At 66.9% G+C, this 22,533-nt stretch carries 20 protein-coding genes; 6 read left to right on the forward strand and 14 right to left on the reverse strand.

The features are described 5' to 3' along the window. Positions 1-98 precede the first annotated feature (98 nt). Positions 99-821: a DUF72 domain-containing protein gene (locus tag J7643_18360; protein MBO9542554.1), complete on the forward strand. Its 723-nt coding sequence runs from the start codon at positions 99-101 to the stop codon at positions 819-821. 4 nt (positions 822-825) lie between these two features. Here J7643_18360 and J7643_18365 read toward each other — a convergent pair whose 3' ends face one another. Beyond that, on the reverse strand, positions 826-1,725 hold the full coding sequence (locus tag J7643_18365; protein MBO9542555.1) for a hypothetical protein: 900 nt from the start codon (positions 1,723-1,725) through the stop codon (positions 826-828). Between the two features lie 127 nt (positions 1,726-1,852). Here J7643_18365 and J7643_18370 point away from each other — a divergent pair, with 127 nt between their 5' ends. Continuing rightward, positions 1,853-2,785, forward strand: a complete 933-nt coding sequence (locus J7643_18370) for a GntR family transcriptional regulator (GenBank protein ID MBO9542556.1) — start codon at positions 1,853-1,855, stop codon at positions 2,783-2,785. Positions 2,786-2,845: 60 nt separating this feature from the next. On the opposite strand, the gene J7643_18375 is transcribed toward J7643_18370, so the two are convergent. The 5 genes from J7643_18375 to xerD form a co-directional block, all read right to left on the reverse strand. Then, entirely contained in the window at positions 2,846-3,460 is a 615-nt protein-coding gene (locus J7643_18375; GenBank protein MBO9542557.1) for a YceI family protein, read from the reverse strand. Positions 3,461-3,622: 162 nt separating this feature from the next. Next, on the reverse strand, positions 3,623-4,075 hold the full coding sequence (locus J7643_18380) for a MarR family transcriptional regulator (protein ID MBO9542558.1): 453 nt from the start codon (positions 4,073-4,075) through the stop codon (positions 3,623-3,625). Positions 4,076-4,149: 74 nt separating this feature from the next. Then, on the reverse strand, positions 4,150-5,169 hold the full coding sequence (locus J7643_18385) for a GGDEF domain-containing protein (protein MBO9542559.1): 1,020 nt from the start codon (positions 5,167-5,169) through the stop codon (positions 4,150-4,152). Continuing rightward, on the reverse strand, positions 5,154-6,344 hold the full coding sequence (locus tag J7643_18390; protein ID MBO9542560.1) for a HAMP domain-containing histidine kinase: 1,191 nt from the start codon (positions 6,342-6,344) through the stop codon (positions 5,154-5,156). Before J7643_18390 ends, J7643_18385 begins: the two co-directional genes overlap by 16 nt. 159 nt (positions 6,345-6,503) lie before the next feature. Further along, the gene (gene xerD, locus J7643_18395) at positions 6,504-7,394 is read right to left on the reverse strand and encodes a site-specific tyrosine recombinase XerD (GenBank protein MBO9542561.1); all 891 of its coding nucleotides are present in this window, start codon (positions 7,392-7,394) and stop codon (positions 6,504-6,506) included. Between the two features lie 79 nt (positions 7,395-7,473). On the opposite strand from xerD, the gene J7643_18400 reads away from it, so the two are divergent. After that, positions 7,474-9,957: a hypothetical protein gene (locus J7643_18400; GenBank protein MBO9542562.1), complete on the forward strand. Its 2,484-nt coding sequence runs from the start codon at positions 7,474-7,476 to the stop codon at positions 9,955-9,957. 46 nt (positions 9,958-10,003) lie between these two features. On the opposite strand, the gene J7643_18405 is transcribed toward J7643_18400, so the two are convergent. From J7643_18405 to J7643_18425, 5 genes are all read right to left on the reverse strand, one after another. Beyond that, a complete protein-coding gene (locus tag J7643_18405; protein MBO9542563.1) occupies positions 10,004-10,651 on the reverse strand; it encodes a thymidine kinase in 648 nt (215 codons plus the stop codon). Positions 10,652-10,826: 175 nt separating this feature from the next. Beyond that, positions 10,827-12,149 carry a methylenetetrahydrofolate--tRNA-(uracil(54)-C(5))-methyltransferase (FADH(2)-oxidizing) TrmFO gene (gene trmFO / locus J7643_18410; GenBank protein ID MBO9542564.1) on the reverse strand — a complete coding sequence of 441 codons (1,323 nt, stop codon included), beginning with the start codon at positions 12,147-12,149 and terminating at the stop codon, positions 10,827-10,829. Positions 12,150-12,164: 15 nt separating this feature from the next. Next, complete coding sequence (gene topA, locus J7643_18415) at positions 12,165-14,336, reverse strand: type I DNA topoisomerase (GenBank protein ID MBO9542565.1); 2,172 nt, start codon at positions 14,334-14,336, stop codon at positions 12,165-12,167. A 169-nt stretch (positions 14,337-14,505) separates the two neighbouring features. Next, on the reverse strand, positions 14,506-15,582 hold the full coding sequence (dprA, locus tag J7643_18420; GenBank protein ID MBO9542566.1) for a DNA-processing protein DprA: 1,077 nt from the start codon (positions 15,580-15,582) through the stop codon (positions 14,506-14,508). Between the two features lie 120 nt (positions 15,583-15,702). Beyond that, positions 15,703-15,996 (reverse strand): hypothetical protein, encoded by a 294-nt coding sequence (locus tag J7643_18425; protein ID MBO9542567.1) that lies wholly within the window; start codon positions 15,994-15,996, stop codon positions 15,703-15,705. A gap of 287 nt (positions 15,997-16,283) precedes the next feature. Here J7643_18425 and J7643_18430 point away from each other — a divergent pair, with 287 nt between their 5' ends. Together J7643_18430 and J7643_18435 are read left to right on the forward strand one after the other, a co-directional pair. Next, a complete protein-coding gene (locus tag J7643_18430) occupies positions 16,284-16,898 on the forward strand; it encodes a hypothetical protein (protein ID MBO9542568.1) in 615 nt (204 codons plus the stop codon). A gap of 27 nt (positions 16,899-16,925) precedes the next feature. Beyond that, complete coding sequence (locus J7643_18435) at positions 16,926-17,903, forward strand: hypothetical protein (protein ID MBO9542569.1); 978 nt, start codon at positions 16,926-16,928, stop codon at positions 17,901-17,903. A gap of 51 nt (positions 17,904-17,954) precedes the next feature. Here J7643_18435 and lptC (J7643_18440) read toward each other — a convergent pair whose 3' ends face one another. From lptC (J7643_18440) to lnt, 3 genes are read right to left on the reverse strand one after another with little or no spacing between them, the layout of a single operon-like run. Next, positions 17,955-19,091: an LPS export ABC transporter periplasmic protein LptC gene (gene lptC / locus J7643_18440; GenBank protein ID MBO9542570.1), complete on the reverse strand. Its 1,137-nt coding sequence runs from the start codon at positions 19,089-19,091 to the stop codon at positions 17,955-17,957. Then, positions 19,088-19,723: an LPS export ABC transporter periplasmic protein LptC gene (gene lptC / locus J7643_18445; protein ID MBO9542571.1), complete on the reverse strand. Its 636-nt coding sequence runs from the start codon at positions 19,721-19,723 to the stop codon at positions 19,088-19,090. Before lptC (J7643_18445) ends, lptC (J7643_18440) begins: the two co-directional genes overlap by 4 nt. Positions 19,724-19,736: 13 nt before the next feature. Continuing rightward, complete coding sequence (gene lnt, locus J7643_18450; protein ID MBO9542572.1) at positions 19,737-21,371, reverse strand: apolipoprotein N-acyltransferase; 1,635 nt, start codon at positions 21,369-21,371, stop codon at positions 19,737-19,739. Between the two features lie 65 nt (positions 21,372-21,436). Here lnt and J7643_18455 point away from each other — a divergent pair, with 65 nt between their 5' ends. Further along, positions 21,437-22,528 (forward strand): LptF/LptG family permease, encoded by a 1,092-nt coding sequence (locus tag J7643_18455; GenBank protein MBO9542573.1) that lies wholly within the window; start codon positions 21,437-21,439, stop codon positions 22,526-22,528. Positions 22,529-22,533 lie beyond the last annotated feature (5 nt).

Consider the following 22,533-nt stretch of genomic DNA (forward strand, 5'->3'; position numbering starts at 1 on the left):
CGATAAGTGAAACCATCTTAGCAACACATATCCAATCCCGCAAGCCCTCCGCCCGCGCTACAATCGTGCCGCAAGACGCCGCTAGCAGGAGCGAGACCATGGCCGGTCGATGCCGCATCGGGACCTCGGGCTGGGCCTACCCCCACTGGCGCGGGCCCTTCTACCCGCGCGAACTCGCACCCGGCGCCTGGCTCGACTACTACGCCCGCCACTTCGACACCGTCGAGATCAACCGCAGCTTCTACCGCCTGCCCACCCCGGAGGCCGCTGCGGCTTGGGCCGCGGCCGTCCCGGAGGACTTCTGCTTCGCGGTCAAGGCGAGCCGCTACCTGACCCATCTCAAGAAGCTCAAGGATCCCGCCCCCGCCCTTTCGCGCCTCTTTGCGGCGATCGCCCCTCTGGGCGACAAGCTGGGCCCCGTCCTGTACCAATTGCCACCCCGCTGGAGGTTCGACGCCGAGCGCCTCGCAGGCTTCTTGGGCGCGCTGCCGCAAGGGCTTGCCGCCGTGGAGTTCCGGGACCCGAGCTGGTACCGGCCCGAGGCCTATCGCTTGCTCGCGGATCACGGGGTCGCCCTGTGCGCGTCGAGCTTCCCAGGCCTACCCATGGTCTGGGAGGCGACGGGCGGCATCGGCTACGTGCGGCTCCACGGCACGGCGGTGCCCTACGGCGATCGCTACACGCCAAACGCGCTGGGCGTCATCGCCCAGCGCGTCCGAAACCTATTGCGGCGCGGCCTCGACGTCTACGTCTACTTCGACAACGACGCCGAGGCCTTCGCCGTGGAGAACGCCCGCGAGCTGCGAAAGCTGCTCGAATGAAGGCTTAGCGCTTGCCGTACAGCTCCTGGTACTGGACCTTCTCGCGCTGGTTGAAGGCGTCGAGCAGGCCGTCGCGACCGACCTGCTTCTCGAGGGCGACCAGATCGAGCTTGAGGTGGCCGTGGGCGTCGTACTGGCTTGCGAGCGTGCCCATGTCCCCGGTCTCGACGCGCCAGTCGGTCAGGGCACCGACGACGTAGTTGCCGAACTGGAAGGCCTCGAACTCGTTGTGGAGGGTGCAGAAGTCGCAGAAGTTGAGCTTGTTGCCCAGCTGCTTCTGCGCCTTGAAGGCGGCCTGGTAGGCGCGGGCCAGGGGCTCGGCGGCGCGCTTGGCATCGAAAGCCAGCTGGAACTGAGCCGAGTGGCGCGTCTCGTGGACCAAGAGCAACAGGGCCGTGTACGGGTTGCTCTCCTTGGCGAGCGCTTCGGGGTTGAGGATGACGCGGCCGCTGCCGGGCCTCTCGGGGTCGAAGTCGAAGAAGGCGGGCCCCTTCACCACGTCGGTTGCGATCGCAAGCTCGGGCGGCACGATGCCGAGCACCTTGCACTCCAAGTCGAAGAAGCGCTTGAGCACGGGCAACTGCTTGTCCCAGCTCAGCTGGTCGAAGCTCCGCACGCCCTGATAAAGGGCCGCATCCGAGCGAACCGCCCGCACCAGGGCCTGGCGCTTGGGATCCGACTCGCTGCCCATGGCCTGGAGCGCGGGGAAGGAGGCGGGCATGAGGGCGAAGGCCTCGGGGCTCAGGGCCATGACCTCGCGGCGGGCGAAGAACCTGGGGTCCAGTTGCTGGTCGGCCTTGGCGGCCACGCGTCCGTCGGCGGCCCCCGCGAGCGGAGTGACGAGGCCGCAGCCCGCCAGCGCGAAGAGGGCAGCGATCGAAAGGACGAGGGACTTCTTCAGCATGGTCAACTCCTGAGACGGTGAGGATTAGCAAGCAATTTCCAAGCGGGTCGATGGATATTGAGCATAGGGGCCAGGCCTCTTGCGCACCATGCGACCTGTGACACTTTCGAAACTGTCCGGAGCCTCCATGAACCTGTTTCTCAACCGCACCAGCCCGATCGCCCTGATCGACCAGCTCACCGCGCAGATCCGCCAGCAAGTGGCCTCGGGCGCCCTGAGCCCGGGCGAGAAGCTCCCGAGCCTTCGCTCGCTCGCCCAGCGGCTCGGCATCCACCACAACACGGCGCTTGCCGCCTACAAGGCCCTCGAAGCCGAAGGGGTGATCGAGATCCGCCAGGGGAGCGGCGCGCGGGTCAGGGCCTTTGCGCCTGCGCGCGAGCCCTGGCGCGAGGGGGTCGCGCTGCGCGCGTTGGCCGCGCACTTCGTGGCGCAGGCCCGCTCCCGCGGGCACGACGCCGAGGCGATCCTGGAGGCCTGCCGCGCGGCCCTCGATCCGGTGCAGATCACGCGCCTGGCCGTCGTCAACCCGCACCCCGACCTGCAAGCGCTGTACCTGCACGAGCTGGGGGACTGGCTCTCGTTGCCCATGGTCGGCATGAGCCCCGAGGAGGTGGAGGCCGCCGATGCCGCCTGGCGGACCGAGACCTGCTTCGTCACGTCCAGCAACCATGCCCTGCGCCTGCAGCAGATCCTGGGCGATGACGCGCCGCTGGCGGTCTTCAAGCTGGCCTCGGTGGAGCCGCTGCTCGCGCGCGCGAAGGCCGTCGAGGCCTCGGGACTGATCGCCCTGGTCTCCGACTCGCCGCGCTTCCGGTTCCTGATCCAGGAGCTGCTCGCCGGGGCCTGCGAGGCCGATCAGCTCCTCGTGCTCGCCGCCGAGGACGAAGATCAGCTGCGAAGCGTCGCGCGCCTGGCCTCCTTGATCGTGACGGACTCGCCTTGCTGGGAGGCGGTCTCGAAGCTGAGCCTGCAAGCGCCGTATCGCTTTCGCCTGCTCGCCGAGGACCTCTTGAGCGAGCTTGCCGAGCGGCTGCCGCCCGAGGCGTTCAACCCGCGCTAACAGCAAAAAGGGCCGGGACGGCAATGCCGTCCCGGCCCTTTCGAATCAGGGCAGGAGGGATTAGAGGCCCTTGGCCATCCCCTCGACCTCGATGCTCAGCTCGTCAGCGACCTTGACGCCGAGCATGGGCGCGGGCAGCTTGATGCCGTAGTCCGAGAGCTTGAGCTTGAAGCCGGTCGTGACCGAGACCCAGTCGCCGGGGCGGTAGTTCTTGTCCTGCTCGGGCAAGTAGACCAGGGTCACGGGAGCGGTGACGGTGCGGGTCACGCCGTGGAAGGTCATCTCACCGGTGACGGTGCCGTCGACCGGCTTCTCGGCGACCAGCTTGGGGGCCTTGAGGCTCTTCATCTTGAAGGTGGCGGTGGGGTACTTCTCCGCCTCGATGATCCCGCGCATGTGCTCGTTACGCAGCGCGATGCCGGTGTCGAACGAGGAGACGTCGACCGTCACGGTGCCCTTGGGGCTGAGCGAGGGGTTGTCCACGTTGATCTCGCTGTCGCCGTCCACCTTGGTGGTGCGGCCCGAGAGGCGAACGATCGAGGCCTTGGACGAGAAGGTGGCCATGGTCTCGGAGTGGGCGTCGGGGGTCACCTTGAAGGGGCGAGCATCCACGTTGGCGGCCACGGCGAGCGTGGCGGCGAAGGCAAGAGCGGTCACGGCGAGCTTGGAGTTCATGCGAGTTCCTTTCGGAAGCGAAGAAAGCGGAGAACCAAACGTTCTACATAGAACGACTCCATACTAGTCCTAACTAAAACGAAACGTCAAGCCCCCCAAGAGCAGAATCTTGCACTTGGACAGCAAGACCCGGCACTTAGTGCCGGGTCGCTCGAAAAAATCTTAGATGAAGGCGCGTCGGAGCTCTCTCAAGAGCTCGGTCAGTTGCTGCTGCTGCTCGGGCGACATCTGCGCCATGTAGCGGCCGAGAAAGTCGATGTGCGGCTGGAAGGTTTGCTGGAAGACGGCCTCGCCTTCGGGCGTCAGGGCGACGAAGACCTGGCGGGAGTCCTGCTCGCCGCGGGTCCGCCGGATGAGGCCCTTGGCCTCCAGGCGGTCCAGGACGCCGGTGAGCGTCCCCTTGGTGATCAAGGTGCCCTCGCCGAGCTGCTTGCAGGTCATGCCGGGGGTGTCGCCCAGGGTCGCGAGCACGTCGAACTGGGCCGGCGTCAGGCCGAGCGACTCGATGTGACGGGCACCGACACTCGCGAAGGCGTTGTAGGCTTCGGAGAGGGCCCGCAAGGGGCGCAGAAACGGCTCGGGGGCCTGGCTATAGGGAGAGGTTTCCTGTTCCATGCCTCCATATTATTCCTAACTAGAACCACCGTCAAGCCAGGCTTGGGCCTGGCATCAGGGCCAGGCAAGCAGGCTCAACCGACCGACAGGGCCGGGGTCTCGTCGTCCTCGCAGCAGACGGCGTTGCGACCGCTGCGCTTGGCGGCGTAGAGGGCATGGTCGGCCCGTTCGAGCAGGCTCAGGGGGCTATCGCTCTTGCGCAGCTGCGCCACGCCGATCGAGACCGTCACCGAGGGGATGGGCTCCTGGTCCTCGTTGTGGAAGCGCATGTCGCGCACGTGCTGACGGATGCGCTCGGCGACGATGTAGGCGCCCTGCAGATCCGTCTGGGGCAGGAGGATGGCGAACTCCTCGCCGCCGTAGCGCGCGACTTGGTCGCAGTCGCGCACCCGGCCCTTGAGGGCCTGGGCCACGCGGCGGATGACCACGTCCCCGATCAGGTGGCCGTAGGTGTCGTTGATGTTCTTGAAGAAGTCGATGTCCAGGAGCAGGAGGGTCAGGTGGTTGCCGTAGCGCTTGCTGCGGCCCAGCTCGAAGCCCAGGCTCTCCTTGAAGTGGGCGTGGTTGATGAGGCCGGTGAGCCCGTCGGTGACCGCGCGCTGGAGGGCATCGTCGTAGCGCGCTCCGAGATCGACCAGCTGGGCGTCGCGCTGGGCCAGGGTCACCTGCAGGCGGCGGTGAGAGAGCGCCAGAGCGGCGAAGGGAAGCAGACGCTCGAGTTCGCTCACGCGCTCGCGCGACTCGGGACGAGTCCCCTCCCAAACCAAGAGCAGGACCGCGTAGACACCCTCTTGGAGCGACATGGGCAGGCAGCAGGCCAGTTGCTCCGGGGTTTCCTCCCAGTGGATGCGGGCGTCGGCGATCGCATCCAGCGCGATCCCAAGCGGCATCTCGGTAGGGGGAACGGCAGGGCGGCTCGCCATGATCGTCAGATCCCCCGCCAGCAGGATCTGCCCGTACGAGGCCTCGACGAGGGTCGATAGCTCTGCGAGCAAGGCGTTCGCAAGCTCCTCGGTGGTGCCGGAAGCGAGATGCTGAGCCGCCATGCGCTCCATGACGTGCCAGGACTCGGCCAATGTCATCGCTTGCTCCATTCCGGACTCCGTGCCATCGCCGCAGAGCCCCCATTTTCTTGTTCCCCGCAAGCGGGAGTTTCTCTCAGGTCGGCCTCGATCACCGGCACCGTGAACGTGAAGGCGGCGCCTTCTCCCGGGGGGCTCTTGAGCGAGAGCCGGCCCCCGTGCAACTCGACCAGGCGCTTGGCGATGGGCAGGCCGAGGCCGGTGCCGCGAGGATGACCCTCGGGCGCCTGACGGAAGCGCTCGAAGATGCGCTTCTGGTGCTCGGGGGCGACCCCCGGGCCACTATCCTGCACCGTGAAGGCGACGAAGGCCCCCTTGCGCCCGACCGCCTTCTCGAGGAGGACCTGCAGGCGGATGGTGCCGCCGCGCGGCGAGAACTTGACGGCGTTGGAGACCAGGTTCAGGAGGATCTGGCGAATCCGGACCGGATCTGCGGCGAAGGGGGGAAGACCCTCGCTGATCAGCTGCTCGCAGCGGATCCCCTTCTCTTGGAGCAAGGGGGCCATCAGGACCGCCACGTCCTGGACCACCTCGGCCGCTTCGAGCGGTTCGAGGTACAGGTCGAGGCGGCGCGCCTCCAGGCGCTCGAAGTCGAGCACATCGTCGATCAAGCGCCGGATGAGCTCGGCGCTCTGGTTGATCATCGCCACGTAGGTGCGCGGCTCGCCGATGATGGCCGGCGCGAAGTCCTCGAGCAAGAGCTCGCAAGCCCCCGCGATCGCCGTCAGCGGGGTCCTGAGCTCGTGCGAGTAGGACGAAATGAAAGCCGCACGCCCCTTGTCGACCTCGCGCAAGGCGCGGTTGGCACGCTGGAGGGCCTCGGTCTTGGCGGCGAGCAGCTCCTGCATGTGCTGCTCGAGGCCTTCGGTCCAGCCCTCGGCCGCAAACGCCGTGCCCTCGAGGGCGCACGCCGCCTGGGGATCCAGGGCGAGGGCCTGGAAATCGGAAAACAGGCTCAGGGTGTCACGAAGGCTCTGATCGGCCGCGCGGCATGTCGCGCCCCAGAACCGCGCGCACTCGGCGAGATCCGGCGACGCCTGGTACAGGGCGACGAGCACGCGCCAGCCGGCTTCGAGGAGCCCCGGAATCGGGTGAACGGCGGCGCGCAGCGCCCACGCCTGCAGCGCGCCGCGCAGGTCGTCTGCCTCAAAGCCGTGGGGGGAAGTGGCTTCCACCTTGCTCGGCACCCTTGCCTCCATCCGGAATCGTTCAGGCTCACGATAGCATAGCAAGCATGCGCATCGCAACCCGGCTTCATAACATCTTATTAAGCAACCCGAGCGACATGTTTCAGACGAGCTGCCCGCAGTGTTGATCCATTACCCGGGCGGGTTTGCCGCGATGCATCAGGCGCGCGGATGGGCGTGCCGGTAGACCTCCCGCAAGCGCTCTTGGCTGACGTGGGTGTAGATCTGGGTCGTCGAGAGGCTCGCATGCCCCAATAGCTCCTGCACGACCCGCAGATCGGCGCCGCCCTCCAGGAGGTGGGTGGCGAAGGTGTGGCGCAGGGTGTGCGGGCTCACCTCCTTCTGGATGCCCGCGGCCCGGACGTACTTCTGGAGCATGCGCTGCACCGAGCGCTGGTTGAGGGCCTGCCCCTGCCGGTTGACGAAGAGGATCCCGTCGTCCGCACGCCCACCCACCAGCCGCGGGCGCGCCTCGCGCAGGTAGGCCCCGACCAGCTCCGCCGCATGCACGTCCAGCAAGACCAGACGCTCCTTGGAGCCCTTCCCGAAGACGACGATCTCGCGCTCGTCCCAGTCGATCTGGTCGGTCTTGAGGGCGACGATCTCGCCGACGCGCATCCCGGTCGCGTACAGCAGCTCCAGGATGGCGCGATCGCGCATGCCCAGCGAAGACTCGGGCTCGGGTGCTGCGAAGAGGGCCTCGAGCTCCTCGCGATCGAGGAACTTGGGCAGGCGGCGGGCCGCCTTGGGGCTCGCGACGCTCGCGACCGGGTTGGTGCTCACCACGCGCTCTCTGGCCAGGTATCGGAAGAAGGTCCGCAGGGCGGCGAGCTTCCTTGCGATCGTCGCGCGCTGGTAGCCGTTCTCGGAGAGCTCGCCCAGGTAGCGGCGCAGCATCAGGTAATCGATCGACTCCAGAGGCGCCTCGCCCACGAAGCGGCGGAATTGATCGAGATCCTGGCGATAGGCCTTCAGCGAGTGAGCCGAAAGGTTCCGCTCCACCTCCAGGTGCAAGAGGAAGGCGTCGCGGTGGGCGTCGAGGGCATGCAAGGGTGCGTCTCCGGTGGAAAACGAGGGTTCAAGGCCATCCTACCGCAAAGCCCGGCGGACTTGGTGCGATAATGACTACATGCACGCTCATTCCAAGCTTAAAACCATCGCCTCCTGGGTCTTCGCCCTCCTTTTCTTCTTGCTCGCCGCCGTGGCCGGCACCTATCCGCTGGCCTTCAAGCTTGGCGAGGGGGTCCTCGATCCCGGAGACGGCGTGCTCAACACCTGGATCCTGGCCTGGGGAGCCACCATCCTCGCCCGGAACCCGGGACAATTCTTCCAGGCGCCGTACTTCTACCCGGCCCGGGACGCCCTCGCCTTCTCGGAAAACCTCCTCGGCAACCTGCCCCTGTTCGGGCCGCTCCTGGCCTTCTCGGGGGACCCGGTCTGGGCCGCCAACGCCTTCCTCGTCCTCTCCGTCGCCCTGACCGGCCTCGCGACCTATGCCCTCTTGCTGCGCTGGACCGGAAGCCGCACGGCCGCTCTGGCGGGCGGCCTGCTCTTCGCCCTGAGCCCCGTCAGGATGAGCCAGGTGAACCACCTTCAGCTGTTCGGGCTCTGGTGGACACCGCTCACCTTGCTTGCGACGAGCGCCTTTCTACGCGGCGCGCGCTGGCGGCACGGTTTCGCCGCCGCCCTGTGCCTCGCCTTGCAATTTTCTAGCTCGGTGTACCTGGGCTACTTCCTGCTCATCACGCTCGCAAGCTATGTCCTCGCCAGGCTTTGGCGCACGCCCGACCTGCGCACGCGCACGCTCGCCATCCGGGGGGCGATGCTGCTCGCCGGCACGGGCCTCGCCCTCGGCGGCCTGCTATGGCCCTACCTGCGCCTCAGCCGCACCTGGGGCATGAGCCGCACCCTGCGGGACGGGACCGCCCTCGGCGCGGATCTGCTCAGCTACTTGAGCGCCTGGCCCCATAGCATCCCCTACGGCGGGCGGCTTGCGGCGGTCCTGCCGCTCTACGCCCACGAGAAGTACCTCTTCCCCGGCCTCGTCGTCCTCGCGCTCGCCGCCTGGGCCCTGGGCTGGGCCTTCAGCCGGCGCCGCGAGAAGCTCTCGCAGGAGGCCCGCGCCGTGGCCTTCGCAGGGACCGTGGCCTGGCTCTTGAGCCTGGGACCGACCCTCCAGGTACGCGGGATCATCACCTTCCTGCCCCTGCCTTACGCGGCCCTGTTCTACCTGGTGCCGGGATTCAGCGCCATCCGCGTCCCGGCTCGGCTCGGGTTGATGGTCGCCCTCTGCCTTTCCGTGCTCGCGGGCATCGGCCTGAGCCGGCTCATTGCGCGGCACGGCACCACGCCCCTGCGGCGCGGGGCGATCGCGGCAGCCGCCCTCGCCCTGGTCCTCGTGGACACCCACCACCGGCCCCTGACCCTTTATCCGCGCCCCGTGCCGTCCGCGCTCGACCGGGCCCTCTCCCGGGCCCCCATGGGCCCGGGGGTCTTCGTGCCCATGCCGACCTACAAGCGCGAGGCCGACGGCATCCTCGAATCCGGCCGGATGCTCCTCACCTTGCCCAGCGGCCGCAGCCTGGTGAACGGCTACTCGGGCTTCTTCCCGGATAGCTACCTGGAGCTCGCCCGTCATCTCGAGAACGGCCCGACGCCCGAGGCCCTGGACGCGCTCGCCGCCACCGGCGTCACGTGGCTCGGCGTCCGCTACGACCAGATGACGCCCGGCGAGCGCCTGAGCTGGGACCCCGCCGAAGTACCCGGCGGCTTGCAGCTGCTGTGGCGCGAGGCGGGGCAGGGCGCCCTCTACCGGATCGATCGCAAGCCCAAGCCGAGCCCGCTCGCCGCCACCCTCGCCCTGCCGCCCACGCTGAGTGGCGATCGCGCCTTCACCCTTGCCCTCACCCTGGAGGCCCCTCACGGCACCTGGGTGGCTCCTGCGCCTGCCGAGCGGCGCGCCCTCCGGATCAGCTGGCAGGGCGCAAGCCCTCGCACCGAGGAGCGGAAAGTCTGGCTGCCGTTGAGCCTTCAGGGATCGCGCTCGATAGGCGTCCCGATGCGCACCCCGCGCAAGGCGGGGAACTACCTGCTGACGGTCGAAGGGCCGGACTTCGTGGCGACGAGTTCGGTCGCCATTGGCTCGCAGGCCATGCCCGACACCCTCACCGCCCCCATCCAGGCCCAGGTGAGCTGGCAGAACCCACCGCCCCCTCCCCGCGTTCTGGCAGGGCAGCGCCTCTTGCTCGAAGCAACGATCCGTAACGAGGGGGGCAATGTCTGGCGTGCTGCGACCACCTGGCGCGAGCGCCTCGCTGCGCGCCCCGAGTGGCTGCGCAAGCATCCCCGCTGGATCTTCGACAACGGAGCAGGTGAAGTGGGCGTAGCGGTGCGGTGGACCGAGAAGAGCACGGGGGCCGAAATCGCCGTGGGGCAGGCCAGGCCTCGGCGCTACCCACTCGCGTTCGACGTGTTCCCGAAGGAAACCTATCGCTTCGAGGAGCACCTCTTCGCCCCGGAGGCGCCGGGCACCTACGTGGCTGAGCTACGACTCGCGGACGGCTTCGACGCCGTCGCGGCCCCGCTCGCCCAGTACGAGATCACGGTGGAGTAACCCCCTACTTGTTTTCCCCTGCCCCCTGGCGGGGCAGGGGAAAGAACTAGACGTGCTGGGGAGCTTGGCCGCCCGGCAGGGGCAGCTGCATGACCCGGCCCGGGTTGACGGGCACCACGTGGCAGGCGCGGCAGCGGGGCTCGTAGGCCTCCTGGGCGCCGATCAGGATGACCGGATCGTCCCACTCGGCGGGCGCGCCGTTGATCAGGCGCTGCGAGCGGGTCGCAGGGGCCCCGCAGACCATGCAGATGGCGGTCAGCTTCTCGACCGACTCGGCCAGCGCCAAGAGCCGTGCCGTCACGCCGAAGGGCTCGCCCCGGAAGTCCATGTCCAGGCCCGAGCAGATGACCCGCTTGCCCGAATTGGCGAGCGCCTGGCACACGTCCACCACCGCGTCATCGAAGAACTGCACCTCGTCGATGGCGACCACCGCCGTGTCCTCTTCGGTCAGGCGCCAGATCTCCTCGGCGCCGGTCGCGCGCACCGCGCGCATGCGCCCGCCCGCATGGCTCGACACGTCCTCAGGGGCGTAGCGCGTGTCGATGATCGGCTTGAAGACCTGGACCTTCTGCTTGGCGATCTCGGCGCGGCGCACCCGGCGGATCAGCTCCTCGGTCTTGCCGCAGTACATGGAGCCGCAGATGAGCTCAATCCACCCCTGGCGAAACGGCGACGCGTAGAATCCAAGCTGCATCCGGGAATCCCTCTGAGTCGAAAAACAGGCAACCGGACCATGGTAGCGCAAGAGCGGACGTTCGTGGAGCGCACGAAAAGCGATCCGCGGACCCCACAACCCCTCCTCGCTTGGAAAGACTGCGTGATCCGCGGATCGTTAAGAATATTGCTCGTGAAACAGCCGCAGGCGCTTGCTAAACCGTCAGTGCGCCCCCCAGGACGCGGTCCAGCTCGGCGAGCGCGCGCTCGGCCTGCTTCTGGTGACGCAGCTGCTTGTCCTTGACCTTGGGCCCATCCAGGGGCTCGATGATGCCCCAGTTGGAGTTCATGGGCTGGAAGTGCTTGGGGTCCGCGTGCGAGACGTAGTGCATGAGGCTGCCCAGCATGGTGGTGCGGGGCAGAACCAAAGGCTCCTCGCCCTTGAGGACCCGGGCCAGGTTGTAACCCGCCAGCGCCCCCGAAGCGGCCGACTCGGTGTAGCCCTCGACGCCGACCAGGCACCCCGCCACGAACCAGAGCGGGCGATCGCGCCACTGCAGGCTCGCATCCAGGAAGCTCGGGCTCGCGAGGTAGGTGTTGCGGTGCATCACGCCGAGGCGCACGAACTCCGCCTCTTCCAGGCCCGGGATCATGCGGAAGACGCGCTTCTGCTCGCCCCACTTGAGCTGGGTCTGGAAGCCCACCAGGTTGTAGAGGTCGCCCGCTACGTTGTCCTGGCGCAGCTGGACCACCGCGTAGGGCCAGCGACCCGTGCGGGGGTCGTCCAGGCCCACCGGCTTGAGCGGGCCGTAGCGCAGGGTATCGATCCCGCGCCGGGCGATGACCTCGACCGGCAGGCAGCCTTCGAAGAAGTTCTTCTCCTCGTCGCCCAGGTGCAGCACCGCCCCCTCGGCCTTGATGAGCTCGTTCCAGAAGGCCTCGTACTCGTCCTTGGTCATGGGGCAGTTGAGGTAGACCCCTTCGCCCTTGTTCCAGCGCGCGGCCTTGAAGATCTTGTCCTGGTTCACGCTCTCGAGCGTCAAGATGGGCGCCGCCGCATCATAGAAGTGCAGGTGCTCGACGCCCGCCGCCTTCTGGATCGCCTCCGAGAGGGCCGGCGAGGTCAGAGGACCCGTCGCGATGATGGTGGGCACCTCGGGATCGAGCGAGGTGACCTCGTCGCGGACCAGGGTGATGTTCGGGTGTTGCTCGATCGCCTCGGTGATAGCACCCGCGAACACGTCGCGATCCACCGCGAGCGCGCCGCCCGCAGGCACCGCCGCCTTCTGGGCGCTTGAGAGGATCAGCGAGTCGAAGCGGCGCATCTCGGCCTTGAGCAGGCCCGAGGCACTGCCCTCGCCGAAGGCGCCGAGCGAGTTGGAGCAGACCAGCTCGCCGAGCAGATTGGTGTGGTGGGCCTTGGTCTCGCGCACCGGGCGCATCTCGTGCAGCTCAACCGCGACACCCTGCCGCGCGAGCTGCCAGGCAGCCTCGGACCCCGCGAGGCCGCCGCCGATCACCTTTGCCTTGAGAGTCATGTCGTCGCCTTTTTCTTATGCTTCCTGGGCTTCCTTGGCGACGTCCTCGCCCTCCGCCTCGCCCTTGCCGTCGGCACTCGCGGCCTTCTTGGGGACGTTCTGGATGTTCTTGCACTCCTCGTTCTTACACAGGAGGAAGCTCCGTCCTGCCTTGGAACGCTTGAGGGCCATCCAGGTGTTGCACTTGGCGCAGAGGGTGTCGGTCGGCAGGTCCCACGAGGTGAAGGAGCACTCGGGGTAGCGCGAGCAACCGTAGAAGGTCTTGCCCGTGCGGGTCCGCTTGATGATCACGTCGCCGGCGCAGCCCGGCTCCTTGCAGCCCACCCCGGTCTTCTTGATGAGCGGCTTGGTGGTCTTGCACTCGGGGTACTTGGAGCAGGCGAGGAACTCGCCGAAGCGACCGCTCTTGATGAGCATCTCGGCGCCGCACGCCTCGCAAAACTCGCCCGAGGGGATGGCGACCGGCTGCATCTCCTTGGCAGCCACCTTGAGGGTGGCGGCAAAGGGCTCGTAGAAGTTCTTGAGCAGCTGCTGCCACTCGTTCTCACCGGTCTCGATGGTGTCGAGCTTGTCCTCCATGTCGGCGGTGAAGCCCACGTCCACGATGTCGGGGAAGTGCTTGATGAGCTGGTCGTTGACCTGGATGCCGAGCTCGGTCGGCTGCAGGGCGCGCCCGACCTTCTCGACGTAGCCGCGGTCCTGGATGGTCGCGATGGTCGGGGCGTAGGTCGAAGGACGACCGATCCCCTTCTCTTCCATGGTCTTGACCAGGGTCGCCTCGGTGAAGCGGGGGGGCGGCTGGGTGAAGTGCTGCTTGGGATTGACTTCCTTGAGCTTGAGCGCGTCGCCCTCGGCGAGCTCGGGGAGCTTCGCGGGCTTCTTGCCGGCGGCCTTGGCCTCCTCGGAATCCTCCTCGGGGGTGTCCATGTAGACGGCCTGGAAGCCGGGGAAGACCACCTTGGTGTCGGTCGCGCGCAGCACGCCTTCACCGGCCTCGATGTCGATCGAGAGCACGGCGAGGGTGGCATTGGCCATCTGGCTCGCGGCGAAGCGCTCCCAGATGACGCGGTAGAGCTTGAACTGGTCGGGCGTCAGGTGGCCCTTGACCTGCTCGGGCGTGCGCAAAATGGAGGTCGGGCGGATCGCTTCGTGGGCCTCCTGGGCGCCCTTCTTGGAAGCGTAGGTCCGGCGGCTCGACGGCAGGTAGTTCTTGCCGTAGCGCTCGGCGATGTAGGCCTTGGCCTCTTCCCAGGCCTCGTCGGCGATGCGCACCGAGTCGGTACGCATATAGGTAATGAGACCGACCGGGCCCTCGGAGCCCAGCTCGATACCTTCGTAGAGCTGCTGGGCGAGGGTCATGGTGCGCTTGACGGTGAAGCCGTAGCGGCGCGAAGCCTCCTGCTGCAGGCTCGAAGTGATGAAGGGAGCGCTCGGCTGGCGCTTCTGTTCCTTCGTTTGGACTTTCGAGACCTTGAAGTCCGCAACCTTCAGGGCGTCCACGATGACGGTGGCCGCGGCCTCGGAGCCGATCTCGGGCTTCTTGCCGGCCCAGCGGACGAGTTCGGTGGTGAAGGCGGTCTTGGCCGCCCCCTTCACCATGTCGGCGCTGATGGACCAGTATTCCTTGGGGACGAAGGCCTGGACCTCGGCCTCGCGATCGCAGATCAGGCGCACGGCCACGCTCTGGACGCGGCCGGCCGAGAGGCCCCGGCGGACCTTCTGCCAGAGCAGCGGCGAGATCTTGTAACCCACCAGGCGGTCGAGCACGCGGCGCGCCTGCTGGGCGTTGACCCGCTGGATGTCGATGGTGCGCGGGTGCTCGACGGCGCGCAGGATGGCGTCCTTGGTGATCTCGTTGAACTCGATGCGCTGCATCGGCTTGTTGAGCTCTTCGAGGATCGAGGCCAGGTGCCAGGCGATCGCTTCCCCTTCGCGGTCAGGGTCGGGCGCGAGGTAGACGTGGTCGGCGCCGGAGGCAGCCTCCTGCAGCTCGGCGACGACCTTGGCCTTCTCGGCGAGGACCTCGTACTGGGGCAGGAAGTTCTTCTTGACGTCCACCCCGAGGCCCTTCTTGGGAAGGTCCCGGATGTGGCCGGCCGAGGCCTTGACCTGGAAGTCCTTGCCCAGGATCTTGCCGATGGTCTTGGCCTTGGCGGGGCTCTCTACGATCACCAACGATTTCGACACGCTTTACCACCTTTCGGTCCGGCAGAATGGCGCGAGTGCGCAAAAAGGGCCGAGACCCGCTCGTACCGCCCGGTTTCAGGCTCCATCGCCTGCTTTCCGGACAAAAATGCACCCCCACTCTATCACACTTTGAAAAACTCACTCGTCCGGTTTTCCTACGCACCGGGGCTCAGGCTCGGACGTACAGGCGACCGGGAAGCTGCTGCACCAGGGCCTTGAGCTCTAGAACAAGGAGGACGCTGTTGATCTGAGCGGGCGGCAGGCCGCTCTTGGCGGCGATCCGATCCAGGCTCGTCGGCTCGCCCTCGATGGCCGCCAGAACCCGGGCCTCGTCGTCGGCGAGCGCAAGCCGGGGGGCCTCGCGCGCCGGTGGCTTGGGCGCCTTCCAGGCCAGCTCTTCGAGCACGTCCGAAGCCGACATCACCAGGCGCGCTCCCTGCTGGATCAAACGGTGGGGGCCCAGCGAACAAGGAGCATCCGCGGGGCCCGGCACCGCCATCACCTCGCGGTTCTGGTCGAGGGCCATCTCCACGGTGATGAGCGCGCCGCTACGCTCCTTGGCCTCGACCAGCACGACGGCCTGGCACAGCCCGGCCACGATGCGGTTGCGAGCGGGGAACTGCCCGGCTGCGGGCTCGGTGCCGAGCGGGTACTCCGACAAGAGGGCCCCGCGCTCGGCGATGCGAGTGGCCAGCTCCTGGTGACCCGCCGGGTAGAGGCGATCCAGGGCCGAACCCAGCACCGCCACGGTCTTCCCCGTTTCGAGCGCCCCCTTGTGGGCAGCGGCGTCGACGCCGAAGGCCAGGCCGCTGACGACCACGACCCCGCTGGCGGCCAGGTCCCGCGCGAGGGTCTCGGCCATCCGCGCCCCGTAACGGGTGCAGCGCCGGGTGCCCACGATGGCGACCGCACGGCTCAGATCGGGCAGTTCGCCCTTCACGAAGAGCACCCCCGGCGGATCGTGGATCTCGCGCAGGGCGGCAGGGTAGGCGCTATCCCAGTGGCAGACCAGGTCGAGCCCCGCGCGGGACACCGCCGCAAGCTCGGCCTCGGGCATGAGCTCCGGGCGCTGGGCGGCAATCGCCTGGGCGATCTCGGGGCCGATGCCCTGGACCTGCGCGAGCTCGCGGGGGCCGGCGCGCCAGGCGGCTTCGAGAGAGCCGAAGCGATCGCGCATGCGACGCAAGCGGGTCGAGCCCACCCCTTCAATATTGAGGAAGGCGACGGCGTAGGCGCGTTCGGACATGGGCGTCCCTCCCGCCATGATTCTAACTTATTATGAAGCTGGATTCAAAAATAAAAGCGCCCCGATGTTCGGGGCGCGAGACGGATCGAAAAAAGGAAGGCAGGAACGGGCCGAAAGCGCTTAGCGCTCGTCCTTGCCAGAAAGGCGGCGAACCAGCCAGCAGTTGTTCTTGTTGAGGTTGTAGTCCTCGAGGATGAAGTCCAGGGCGGCGCGCATGATCTCGGACTTGCCGACCTTCATGCGCTGCTCGGTGCGGAGCTTGAGCATCACGACCTCGAGCGAGAGGAGCTGCTCTTCCGAGAAGTAGAAGGTGGCGCGCTGGTTGAAGACCTCGTCCTCCTCGCCCGACAGGGCCTCGGCGGGGGGCTCGATGTAATCCGCGGGCGGCTTCTTGGTGGTCGGGCGTCTTCTCATCCTTGCGATTCCTCTCTCCCTTACGCTCTTGGCCGGTGCGTGATCCAACTGCCCCGGGCACGTTGCTGGATCCTATCAACCGATCGCAAGCGCGGTATGTATACGGGATCACAACATCAACAACCGTCAAAACGTGACAAGGCCAAAATTGTGACGTTCGCACCGGACGCAAAGCCATACGGGGTGACGCCCGTCACCCTTTGAGGGCGGGTGTATACAAGGGGGGACGCTCAGGGTATAAGGGAGCGGACGATCGATCTCAATTTCACCCGGAGGACAAACGCGGCATGGCCCATTCCATCGGACGAATCGCGCAGGCTTCCCTGCTGGCGGCAGGCGTCATGCTCGGCACGACGAGCTGCACGCTCGGAAACCCCTTCATGCCCAAGGCCAAGATCCTGGTGACCGCAGAGCCCCAGGTGGCGAACTCCAAGCTCACCTACGACAAGAAAACCGGTCTCTTCAAGACGGATAGCGACCGGGTGACCTTCACCCTGAAGTCCTTCCCGGGCGACATCACGCCGGGGGTCCTCTTCACCGACTACAAGATCCGCTTCCTCAACCAGCTCCAGGAAGAGATCAACACCACCACGATCCCCCACCGCGAACTCAAGGCCACCCTGTACGTGCCGCGCGGCGGCGGCGGGACCGGCACGGCGACCACCGGCGGATCGGAGAAGATCGAAGTCGTCGCCGTCTCGTCGGCGGTCGAGCAGTACGGCATCGTGAACGGCTTCCGCACCAGCAACGGCGAGGTCGTCGTGAACGGGGAACCCTGGAGCCAGAACCTGGTCGGCGAGATCGTCTTCACGGGGCGCGACGACAACCAGAACATCGTCGAGGCCGTCGGCACGTTCACCGTCAACTTCCAGACCGACATCAAGGCGGAAGAGGAAAAGTAGTAAGCCATGAGAGGACCGTCCTTTCCTATGAAATCAATCGCATGGGTCTTCGCCGTTCTGGCGATCGCAAGTGCCGGCTGCGACAAGATCGGTCCCGTCTTCGGGCTCGCCGGCGAGCCCGCCAAGCCGCGGGCTACCGGCGCCATCAAGGGCAAGGTCGTCGACCGTAACGGCAAAGCCATCGCCGGCGCCAAGGTCAGCAACGGCGCGGCCCTCTACTACACGTCCGACGGCGAGCAGATCGTCAGGGACGACCTCTGGCGCTCCACCATGAGCGACGAGGAGAAGGCCAAGCACACGCTCACGCTCGGCGAGGGCGAGTTCGTGCTCACCAAGGTGGCGGCCAACACGATCACCCTGGTTCGCGCCGAGTTCGACGGCAACTTCTCGCCGGCGGTCCAGATCTACGTCGATGCCAAGACCTTCGACAACACCAAGGACGAGGGCGCTCCCACCGTGCTGGATGACGAGATCAAGGTCCCGGCCTACGGACCGGTCGACCGCACCACGCGCAAGAATGCCCTGGAGTACGTCGCCAGCACCGACACCCTGAACGGCACCCCCGCCGCGAGCCCCTCGACCTCCGTCACCTTCGATAACGGCGGCAAGGTCACCCTCCGGCTCAAGGCGCCCCCCGGCAGCGACGGTACCGCGGTGAAGTCCTACAAGATCACCTACTACCCGGTCGAAGCGGACCTCAGCAACCTGGCGGCCGCCACCCCCATCTCGACCGAGGTCGGCGACGGGCTCCTCAACAACCCGATCAGCCGTAGCCTCGCAACCCCCGTCCTGATCCCGCCCGCCACCCAGACCCGCTCGGGCAGCCCGGCCGACGTGCCGCTCAACATCGTGACCACGGACGCGAGCTTCAGCGCCTACGTCCGCGCGAAGTCCGAGCTCAAGGCCTACGTGGAGCTGTTCGACGCGAACGGCGCCATCCTGGAGCGCGACACGACCACGGCCGCCACCATCTCGACCACGGTGAGCATCCGCCTCAGGGAGTAAGGAAACGCGAAGTAAGTAAAAGGGCCGACCCAGCTGGGTCGGCCCTTTTACTTACTTGTTCTCCTCGTCGAGCTTGAACTCGGTCTCGACCTGGGAGCCCTGGCCTCCGAAGGCCTCGAACTTGTCGCTGTCCGTGTGGAAGACCGCGCGCTCGGCGTTGATCCAGTCGCCCGACTCGCGGCGGATCTTCACGTCCTGGGTCAGGGTGATGGTCTGGTCCTTGTCGCTGAAGACCGCCCGCTTGCCGGTCGCGTGGCGATCCTTCTGGTCGATCTTGACGAGCTGGCCCGTGAGGATCGAGTCGTTGGTCACCTGGTCGATCTCGAGGTTGTCGCCGGTGGCGACGGTCTTCTCCTTGATCGCCTTGTCCCGCTCGGGATCGGGTTTGCTGGTATCGACGATGCCCTCGCGGACCAGCCAGTCACCCTTGATCTGGGTCAGGATGACGTTGCCGTCCATGAAGATCTTCTTGCGGGTGTTGTCCATGAAGGCGTGATTGCCTTCGGCCCGCTTCTCCTTCTGGAAGGCGAGCACGTTGCCGGTGAAGTCCGCGTCCTTCTTCTGGGTCCAGTACATCATCTTGTCCGACTGGATGAAGGTGTCCTCGCGCTTGAGGGCGGCCTTGAGCTTCTCCTTCTTGGCGGGGCCCGCGGGCTGGGCGCCGGGGTCGCCCGCGCGCAGGAGGCGCACCTCCCCGTCCACGAAGACCCGCTTCTCGTTGTGGAAGAAGGTCATCTTCTTGCCGTTGAGGGTGGTGGTGGGCTCGTCGGGCTTGGTCTGGACGAGCTTGAAGGGCACCTCGATGTACGAGACCTTGACCTTGGAGTCGTGGCGCAGCTTCTCGGTCTCGATGGTCATGTCGTCCTGGAAGATCTTGACCGCCCCTTCCAGGAGCGCAAGCGACGCCTTGCGATCGTACGAGAGGCTCTGGGAGAGGATGCGCACCGCTCCCTTGACCGCCCCGGGCTTGAGCGGGGCGAGGCTCGGCTTGGGAGTGGGGGTCGCGCCCCAGCCGCCGACGCCCGGCACGGGCGGCGGGATGGCAGGACCGCCTGCCGGCACCGAGGGCGCGGGCGGCAGGGTCGGGATCGGCTCGGGCGTCTGCACGGGCTTACGAGCCGACCAGGCAGGCGGAGCCGCGAGGAGCAGGGACAGCGCCAGGAGCGCCGGAATCAGTCGCCGGTTCACAGGGGGTTCTCCTCGCCCTTCAAGGGGGAAATCAGCTCGACGTTCCCGAAGAGGTGGACGCTCTCCATCTGAGTGTCGGCGGTGGCCTCGTTGGAGCGCATCACCATCTGGTCGTGCGTCTTGAGCTCGACGGGCTTCTCCATGATCACCTGGTGCAGCTTGGCCCGGTAGCGGACCTGGTCGGTGTTGAGGTGGTCCTGCTTCTCGGTGACGAAGCTGGCGCTGCCCGTGATGGTCATCTCGTCCATGAGGCTGTCGTACTCGGCCTTGTTGGCGGTCCAGTCCACGGTCTGGTTCTTGGGCGGCTCGCCTTCCTTCTGGCTGAAGTCCTTGACGTTGTAGAAGGTGCCGCGGGGGTTCTGCTCGAAGTAGATGTACTGCTGGTTCTGGGAGGCCTTGACCTGCTTGGCGGTGATGCGCCAGCGCACGGTGCCCTTCTCGCGACCCTGCATGGTCACGTCCTGGAACGCGAGCTCGATGTGGGGCTCCATCTTGGTCATGGCCGTCGGCAGGATGGGGCTCTGGACCTGCGGCTGCTGCTTGAGGTACCAGGTGCCCGCCCCGAGCACCAGGACCAGGACCGCGAGCACCGGCCAGGTCTTCTTGAGGTTCGCAAGGATTGCCTTCAGCACTGCCGTCGCGCTCCTAATCCTTGTGTTCCGAGCCGCGGGCGCTCCGCGGGCGCCACGCCCGGATCATGAAGGCCACGCCGCCGGCCATCAGCAGCCACGAGAGCCAATCGCCGTACCGGGTGTAGGGGGTCTGCTCGGAGACGGGCCGCACCTCGGCAGCTACGGCCGCGGGCTCCCAGGTGGGGGCCTGGGCGACGATCCGTCCCGTGTGATCGACGACGGCCGAGGCGCCCGTGTTCGCTGCCTGGAGGAAGGGGCGACGGTTCTCGACGGCCCGCAGGACCCCGTGGGCCAGGTGCTGCTGCAGGGCCATGGTCTTCTTGTACCAGGCGTCGTTGGTCACCAGCACGAACATCTCGGCCCCGGCGCGGGCCGTGTCGCGCATGACGTCGGGGAAGATGGAGTCGAAGCAGACGTTGGAGCCGACCCGGCCGAAGGAGGTGGCGAAGGGCACAGGGCGCTCGCCCGGGGTCATGTCCACCGACATGAGGTTCAACTGGGCGAAGGTCTGGGCCCAGATGGGCGGCAGGGTATGACGCCCAGGCAGGTACTCGCCGAAGGGGACCAGGTGCTTCTTGGCGTCCCAGCCGAGGTTCTGCCCGTCGGGGCCGAACATGGTGGTGGCGTTGTAGTAGCGCGGCAAACCATCAGAACCGTTCGTGGCGTTGAAGGTGCCGGTCAGGAAGGCCTGGCCCCGGGCCTTGGCCTCGGCCACGAAGCGATCGTAGAGGGCCGGGGTGTTGGCGAGCAGCACCGGCAGCGCCGACTCGGGCCAGGCCACGAGCTTGGCCGTGCTCACTCGGCGCGACAGGTCGAAGTACCGGTCCTGGAGCTCGTGCTCGTTGCCCCGCTGCCACTTCTCGGTCTGGGAGACGTTGCCTTGGACGACCGCGACCGGCACGGGGGCGGCCTCGACCGGGCGGTTCATCCACCACAGGCCGAAGCCCGACAGCGCGATCGCAACCGCCAGGGCGGCGCCGAGCGGCTTCCACTCGCGGCGGGCGATCCCCCAGGCGATCGCGGCATTGAAAGCGACGATCAAGCCCGAGAGGGGGAAGGGCCCGAACAGCGCCACCGACTGCAAGAGGGGCAGGGTGCGGTACTGGGTCGAGGCGAGCATGTTCCAGGTGTAGCCGAAGACGCCGTTGGCCTGGGCGTACTCCATCGCCACCCAGAAGCAAACGGGCACCAGCACCGCCGCCCAGGCCCCGAGCTTGCCCTTGCGGCCGAGCGCGCGCATGGTGAGGCCCGCGGCGGTGAAGGCCGCGACCGATCCGCTCGAGAGGATCAGCGCGAGCAAAAACCATGCCAGGAACACGACGACGAGACTCAGCGTCGTGGTCATGCTGGGCCCGAGCCATGTCAGCGGGTGCATGGCGAGCAGCCAGTAGTTGACTCCACCGAAGAACCCGACGCCGAAGGCCGCGGAGAGCCATGCGTAGGAGCGCGCCGAGCGCGGCTGCAGGAGCATCACGAGGAACGGCACCAGCGCGAACCAGGCGAGGAACCAAGCATCCCAGCCCGGATAGGCGAAGCTCAGGGCAGCCCCCGAGGCAAAGGCGACGAAGCCGGTCCGAAGGCGAGCGGCCAAGCGGCCGGGAACGCGCGCAGCGGCTGCCTGAAGGGTTGTGGTCGATGGGTCTGTCATGAAGGGGATTCTATCATCATGTGTGATAACATGGGCACTCTGGCGGTTGTGGTAAGGATCCCATAGTGAGAATTCTCGATCGGTACGTGATGGGGGAAATGCTCAGGCCCTTCGTTTTCGGGGTCCTGTCCTTCATCCTGATCATGCTCTCAGTGACGCTGAGCCAGTTCACCGACCTGATCTTCTCGGCGGGCGCGCCGGTCGGGGCGGTCATTCAGCTGCTGCTCTTCACCCTGCCGTCGCTCATCGTGCTGACCTTCCCGGTGGCCTACCTCTTCGCGAGCCTCCTGGGCATCGGCCGCATGACCAAGGACTTCGAGATCGTGGCGCTGCGGGGCGCCGGCATCTCCTTCAAGCGGATCATCGCCCCCATCATCGCCGGGGCCATCCTGGTCTCGATCGGCAACTTCGTCTTCAACGACAAGATCGTGCCCTGGTCCAACCGCCAGGTCAGCCGCATCAAGAAGGAGCTGAGCGCCAACATCTCCAAGCCGCTCATCAAGCCCAACGTCTTCTTCAAGGGCACCGAGAACCGCTACTTCTACGTCAAGGAGGTGGACGGGATCACCGGCCTGATGCGCGACATCTTCGTACTGGACCAGACCCAGGTGGGGCCGCCCCAGGTCATCACGGCCAAGCGCGCCCGCTGGATCAACCAGGGCGACGGCAACTCCATCTGGCAGCTCGAGGACGGCGCCGTCCACAAGTACAACGAGTCGGGCTTCGTCGATCACGAGATCAAGTACAACACCCTCAACATCCAGTTCAACCTCAGTAACGCCAGTTACTTCGGCGACGACCTGAACCCCTCGGAGCAGAGCGCCAACCAGCTCAAGGGCCAGTTCGAGGGCCTCAAGAAGAGCGGGGTCGACACCCACAAGATGGAAGTCGCCTACATGATGAAGTACTCGGTGCCGCTCGCGACCTTCTTCGCGGCGCTGATCGCCGCGCCCTTGGGGATGATCTTCTCGCGAATGGGCGCCTACGTGGGCGTGGCCCTCTCGATCATCCTGGTCTTCCTGTACTACGTGATCATGCAGACCTTCCAGGCGCTCGGTGAGGCCGGGGCGGTCCCGCCCCTGGTCGCGGCCTGGACCCAGAACATCCTGTTCGGCCTGATCGGGATCGGGCTGCTCATGCGCGTGGACCGCAGGTAAGGTCC

It is taken from the genome of bacterium, from assembly GCA_017744355.1.
Lineage (GTDB): Bacteria > Cyanobacteriota > Sericytochromatia > S15B-MN24 > UBA4093 > JAGIBK01.